Source organism: Acetatifactor sp. (assembly GCF_982438285.1).
This window is the reverse complement of record NZ_CEWDFQ010000189.1, coordinates 1-6087: the sequence shown is the minus strand read 5'-3', so window position 1 is coordinate 6087 and position 6087 is coordinate 1. Positions and strand designations below refer to the sequence as shown.

At 44.1% G+C, this 6087-nt stretch carries 6 protein-coding genes and 1 riboswitch; of the genes, 5 read left to right on the top strand and 1 reads right to left on the bottom strand.

The window, feature by feature from the left end:
* From AC1WIP_RS10145 to AC1WIP_RS10125, 5 genes are all read left to right on the top strand, one after another.
* Positions 1-772 (top strand): ATP-binding cassette domain-containing protein (locus AC1WIP_RS10145; protein WP_481141717.1); only part of this gene is annotated, 772 nt, incomplete at its 5' end.
* Positions 773-787: 15 nt separating this feature from the next.
* Positions 788-1561, top strand: a complete 774-nt coding sequence (locus AC1WIP_RS10140) for a DUF8091 domain-containing protein (protein WP_481141716.1) — start codon at positions 788-790, stop codon at positions 1559-1561.
* A gap of 41 nt (positions 1562-1602) precedes the next feature.
* Entirely contained in the window at positions 1603-3762 is a 2160-nt protein-coding gene (locus tag AC1WIP_RS10135) for a hypothetical protein (protein WP_481141715.1), read from the top strand.
* A gap of 373 nt (positions 3763-4135) precedes the next feature.
* Positions 4136-4324: riboswitch (cobalamin riboswitch) on the top strand.
* Between the two features lie 163 nt (positions 4325-4487).
* The gene (locus tag AC1WIP_RS10130) at positions 4488-4913 is read left to right on the top strand and encodes a DUF4430 domain-containing protein (protein WP_481141714.1); all 426 of its coding nucleotides are present in this window, start codon (positions 4488-4490) and stop codon (positions 4911-4913) included.
* A gap of 2 nt (positions 4914-4915) precedes the next feature.
* Positions 4916-5440 carry a hypothetical protein gene (locus tag AC1WIP_RS10125; protein ID WP_481141713.1) on the top strand — a complete coding sequence of 175 codons (525 nt, stop codon included), beginning with the start codon at positions 4916-4918 and terminating at the stop codon, positions 5438-5440.
* A gap of 3 nt (positions 5441-5443) precedes the next feature.
* On the opposite strand, the gene AC1WIP_RS10120 is transcribed toward AC1WIP_RS10125, so the two are convergent.
* The coding region (locus AC1WIP_RS10120; RefSeq protein WP_481141712.1) for a sensor histidine kinase at positions 5444-6087 on the bottom strand (644 nt) is incomplete at its 5' end.

Genomic DNA, 6087 nt, shown 5'->3' with positions numbered 1-6087 from the left:
AGTGGAGGCTGTAAAAATCGGAAGGGTGTGCGATAAAACCATTGCCTCCAGGGCCTATATTGGTGAAAAATCAAGAAAGACACAGATGCGCAGAAAGACTCTTGAGAAGAGAAAAAAACATGAAATGGAAGAAAAATCCAAGCTTTTAAAAAATTTGGAGGCTGTGGAGGATTTGAAGCTGTTTCCCTTAAGGCATCCCAAGGAAAGATTGGTAGATCTTAAGGATGTACAGATTTTCTACGGAGAAAAGCGGTTAAAAAAGATAAGCTTTTCTATTGAGAATGGAGACTGTGTGGTCTTGCAGGGAAGAAACGGCTGTGGAAAGTCCAGCATAATTAAGGCAATTTTGCAGGAAGCAGGTACGAAAATGAAGTGGACAGGACAGTTAGAAAAGGCGTCCGGTCTTGTGATTTCCTATGTTCCTCAGAAAAGTGGATTTTTAAAGGGGAACCTGGTTTCGTATGCAGAAAACAGGGGACTGGAGATTCCGGTATTTCTGGCGCTTTTGCGTAAGCTTGATTTTGAACGAGAGCAGTTTGAAAAGGATATGGAGCATTACAGTGAGGGACAAAAGAAAAAGGTGCTGATTGCTGCAAGCCTTTGTGAGAAAGCCCATCTTTATATTTGGGATGAGCCCTTAAACTATATTGATATTTTTTCCAGAATGCAGATTGAGGCGCTTTTGCGCACATACCGTCCCACGCTGTTGATGGTGGAGCATGATCGGACTTTTGTGGAAAAAATCTGCAATAAAAAGATAAGCTGTGAATAAAAAAGGATGACGCACATGGGGATGTTTGAGAGCAGGGAAGGTCTGATCAATCAGGATAGATTTGAACAGGCTAAAAAAAAGGTTATAGGAACGGACAGGCAGAGACTTGGTATCGGAACCTTGTCGGAAAAAACAGTACATGCTGTTTTGAAAAATTATTATGAGCCGGATGAGGATAAACAGGAAATCCCTATTGAAAATTTTGTGGCTGACATCTATTCACAGGGAGAGATCATTGAAATTCAAACCCGCCAGTTTAACAAGATGCGGGATAAGCTCAAATGCTTTCTCTCCTTATATCCGGTGACTATCGTATACCCCATACCACGGGAAAAATGGCTGATCTGGATTGATGAGGAAAGCGGAGAGGCCAGCCCAAAAAGAAAATCTCCTGCAAAGGGAAATCCGTATCTTGCCTTTATAGAGCTTTATCGGATCAAAATGTTTTTAAAAGACCCGAATCTGCGTCTTAAGATCGTTTTGCTGGATATGGAAGAATACCGTCTGTTAAACGGATGGAGCAGAGATAAAAAGAAGGGCTCCACCAGGTTTGACCGGATTCCTACGCAGCTTGTAAAGGAGGTGGACATTACCTGCCTTCAGGATTACCTGCAGTTTGTTCCCTGGGAGCTTCCAGAGTCATTTACCTCAAAGGACTTTGCAAGGGCCGCTCATATTCCGGTGTCTCTGGCCAGGACGGTATTGAACATATTAAGCTATGTGGGAGTGGTAAAGCAGGTAGGAAAAGCGGGAAATTCTTTTTTGTACCAGACTGTGGAGCTGATGTGATTTATTGATACAGGAGAAAACGTTTTGAAATGGAGGGGGATATGTGTAGAAAAGGGTATTGTAGTCTGTTTTCTTTGGTTCTTATTTTCTGTCTTTTGTTGTGTGGATGCTCCAAAAAAGAAGAGCCTGCGTCCGATGCGCAGTCAACGGACGATTATTTAGAGAGGAATCAGCCGCTGCTGGCTGATGTTCCACAGGAGGAGGTCATTGCCAAGGAGGGAGGCTGGATGGGAAGGGGAGGCTATTATACCCTTTCTCTGGAAGAGCTTGGAAACACTCTTTATAAGGTGATTCCTTATGGAAATGATATTTACAATATTTCGGGAGATTTTTCTTCCAATGATATTTCAAAAGAATTTCGACGCAATAAAGAGGTTCTTTACCGGAGCCTGCACATTTCCGACGCAGCCGTTGGTTCTTCGGGCATATGGCTTCTTTGCAGCTTTATTGCGGATGCAAATTCCTCTGCCTTTGAATACGAATTAATAAAGCTTGGCGAAACAGGGGAAATTCTTTTTAAAATGGATATCTCCAAGCTGCTTGAGGGCAGCTATGATGCAGGCATGTGCGCAGATAAAAATGGTAAGCTTCTGCTTCTTACCGGAGAAAATATTTTGCTGTTTGACCAGGAGGGCTCCTATCTGGAAAGCATTCCTCTTGAGAGCAAGGCTATGTCTCTGATATCCGGTCCCAAGGATTCCATATATGTAGTTTTACACAAGGAAAACACAGGAGATATCAGTATAGTCATGGAGGTGGACACGGAAAGCAGGACATTGAAGAAAATAGGGGAATATGAGGGGTATCGTATTTTTGGGGGATGGGGGGAATATCTTTTTACGCTGTCAGGCCAGGATGGCCTTTACGGAGTGGTATCTGAAAAGGAGGCGCCTGTTCCCGTAGCCATATGGGAGGAGCTTGGGGCTGATTTTTATGGTCCTGTGGGCATTTACTGGCTGAGGGACGGCAGCTTTATTGTGACGGACAGGAATATGACCGCAAGGCTTACACCGGGAGATGGAGAAAATGTGAAACGAAAGACGGTACTTACCATGGCGCGCATTCATCCTGACACAAATCTGCTGTCTCTTGTCTCTGATTTTAATTTGGGCAGCAGTGAATATCTGATTCAGATGATGGATTATTCCAAGGACGGAGCATTATCCTCTTTAGAGGCGCTGCAGGCTTTACAGATGGATATTATTTCAGGAAATGCCCCGGATTTATTTGATTTGTCAGGGGTGTCCCAGTCTCTTTTTACAGATAATGATCTGCTTGTGGATTTGTATCCTTTTTTCAACGAGGACGAAGAAATCAATAAAGAAGATTTTATTTTGCTGGACAAGCTGGAAACGGATGGACATCTTTACTTTGTATCAAATTCCTTCCATATAGAAACTGCGGTGGGATTATATTCTGTTGTAGGGGAGGATGATGGAATTTCTCTTTCCAGATATCTGGAGCTTGAGACTCTTTATGGTGGTGATATCATGTATCATGTGACGCGGGAAGCTTTTCTGAGAGATCAGGTTTACCGTTATGCTGCTTATTCTGTGGATTGGAAAAACAAGACCTGTGATTTTGAATCGGAGGAATTTCTTGCTATATTGAATTCCTCCGGAAGCATTCGGGAAAATCCGGAGACTGCAGATTCCAGGGATTATGACGAAACTCCTTTAAGAGACCGCATGCTGAACCATTCTCTTATATTGACAAGATGTTATGTATACAATGTGAGAAGTTACGCATCTATGGAAAGTAAGATTGGAGAGCCGCTGCATATAGTGGGTCTGCCTACTCCCGACGGGGAAGGCGGCACCAGGCTTCTGCCCCACAATCTGGTAGGTATTTGCAGTAAGGGACAGACAAAGGAGGCCTGGGAATTTGTAAAATATATGATTACCACTGGTGCACAGAAATTTGAAGAACAAGGCATTTCTCCTGACAGAGAGATATTGCAGAGGCAGATAGACCGCGCCAGAGTTCCCGGAGAGGGAATGCTGGAAAACATTGCGCTTACGAACGAGGATGTGGAGAAACTATATCACCTTCTTGACAGTGCAGTTTATTATGGGGACGCTTCCGAAGAGGTGGTGAATATCGTAATGGAGGAGGCCGCTTACTTTCTTGCGGGAGACAAAGGCGCTGAGGAAACCGCCCATATCATCCAATCCAGAGTCAGTCTTTTGGTGGCGGAATAAAGCTTCATGCGGAGTGTAGATTTGGAAGAAATAAAGATTTCGTTAGAAAAAGAGTTACAAAATTGTGGATTTCATTTTTGTTTGTTATGATATAAGATAAAGGAAATTTTCAGCTGATTTTCAGCGGAAAAGCTTGCAGGAAAGGAAGTTAATTATGCTGGAAAATATTATAGCAATCGTTTTGACTGTCATTGCGGCGGCAGCTGGAATCTGGTGTATGTGGTTTGAAAATTTTAAAAAGTAGGATAAGTCTGGATTCAAATTGGATTGATTCGGTAAAAAAAGATTGTATTACAGATAGAATTGTGCTACACTAGGCACGTCAATTAAATAGCGTTATGGGTGTCGGAGGACAGGGGCACGGAAAATTTTTTGAAGCTGCTCCTTGTCTGGCTCCGGTGAAAAGGGAAGCAGGTGGAAGTCCTGCACGAACCCGTCGCTGTAATAGAGGAGTCCTGCTTTGCCGCAAGGTTTCACTCACTGAAAACGTTATTGTTTTTGGGAAGAGAAAGCAGGGTGAGGATACTTAAGTCAGAAGACCTGCCCGTAACGGATGCTGTAGACCACGCGGATTTGGTTTGTACAGAAGGACGGATAGGATTTTCCCTGGAAATGATATCCCTGTTTTTTGTGTATAAAGCTTCTGCGGTCTGCAGGAGCTTTTTTATTGCCAGGGAGGATTCAGGTGTGTATCTTTCCTTATAAAATCAGGGAGGAAAATGAAAATGACAGAAACAAAAAAGAGCAGTAAAAAAACAGTGATCGGTGTGCTGATTCTGGCAGCATTGATTGTAGTGCTGGGAATTGTGTACGCAGTATTTCGTGAGAAGCCCACAGAGGGAACCAAGAATATTACCATCGAGGTAGTGAACAAGGAGCAGGAAAACTCCTCCTATGAGGTGCAGACCAGCGCAGAATATCTCAGAGGGGCCATGGAGGAGGCAGAGGGCCTTACCTTTTCCGGAACAGACAGTGAATTTGGACTTACTGTGGATACGGTGAACGGTGAAACGGCGGATTACAATACGGATGGAGCGTACTGGGCCTTTTATGTGAATGGGGAATACTGCAACTATGGTGTGGATTCCCAGCCCATTGCAGACGGAGATGTTTTCACCATTGCCTATACGGTATTTACCATGGAAGAATGAAAATGAAAAAAATAACTGTCAGAGATATTACCTTAATTGGCATGATGGTGGCGGTGATCGAGGTGTGCAAGGCAGCTTTAAGCTTCCTGCCCAATATTGAGCTGACCACCTTCTGGCTGATTTTGTTTACCTTATATTTTGGCAGAAAAATCCTTTTGGTGATTCCTGTTTTTATCCTGATAGAGGGATGTATTTACGGCTTTGGGCTTTGGTGGGTTATGTATTTGTATATGTGGCCTTTATTGGTGCTTCTTGTATGGATTTTGAAAAAGCATGGCTCCGTTTGGTTTTTCAGCATCCTGTCCGGCCTGTTTGGCCTGTTTTTCGGTTTTTTCTGCGCCATCCCCTATGTGGTGATCGGCGCCTGGGACGGGGGAATCCAGAATGGTCTCTATGCGGGATTTACCTGGTGGGTGGCCGGGATTCCCTGGGATATCGTCCACGGCGTGGGCAATTTTGTGCTGATGCTTGTGCTGTACCATCCCGTGCGCCGGGTGATGGAAAAAATGAAAGGCAGGTGGACTTAAGGGTCAGTCCTCCTCATCGTTTTTGTTGGAATTGGGGAGGGAGAAAATAAATTCACTTCCCTCTCCCGGGGTGCTGATCACATTGATATGCTCTCCGTGTGCGTTTATAATTTCCTTTACGATGGACAGCCCAAGGCCGGTTCCTTTTTTATCCTTGCCACGGGAGAGATCGGATTTATAAAACCGGTCCCAGATCAGCTTTAAATCCTCCTTGGGGATGCCGATTCCTGTGTCCTTCACCGATACAAACAGCTTATTTTTCTTTTCTGCAGTCTCTATTTTAATGATGGAATTCTGATGGCTGAATTTGATGGCATTGTCCAGCAGGTTATACAAAACCTGCTGTATTTTTCCCATATCTGCATTCACATACATGATATCCCCTGTGAGAACCATTTCAATGGCAATATTTTTCCGGCGGCAGGTTCCCTCGAAGGAAGCGGCGGTGCTTCGGATGACCTGGTTGATATCAAAGTCCGTGCGGTCTAACAGCATACCCTTGGTGTTTAAATTGTTCAGGGTAAGCAGGCTGTTGGTGAGCTTTGTCAGCCGCTCTGTCTCGTTTAATACGATAGTAAGATATTTGTCGTACATATCCGGGGAAATTGTACCGTCCTTCATGGCCTCCAGATATCCACGGATGGAGG

Excerpts from the sequence above, each read along its gene's own strand:
- AC1WIP_RS10140 (WP_481141716.1), top strand. The coding sequence starts at position 788 with ATGGGGATGTTTGAGAGCAGGGAAGGTCTGATCAATCAGGATAGATTT.
- AC1WIP_RS10130 (WP_481141714.1), top strand. The coding sequence starts at position 4,488 with ATGACAGAAACAAAAAAGAGCAGTAAAAAAACAGTGATCGGTGTGCTG.
- AC1WIP_RS10135 (WP_481141715.1), top strand. The coding sequence starts at position 1,603 with ATGTGTAGAAAAGGGTATTGTAGTCTGTTTTCTTTGGTTCTTATTTTC.
- AC1WIP_RS10125 (WP_481141713.1), top strand. The coding sequence starts at position 4,916 with ATGAAAAAAATAACTGTCAGAGATATTACCTTAATTGGCATGATGGTG.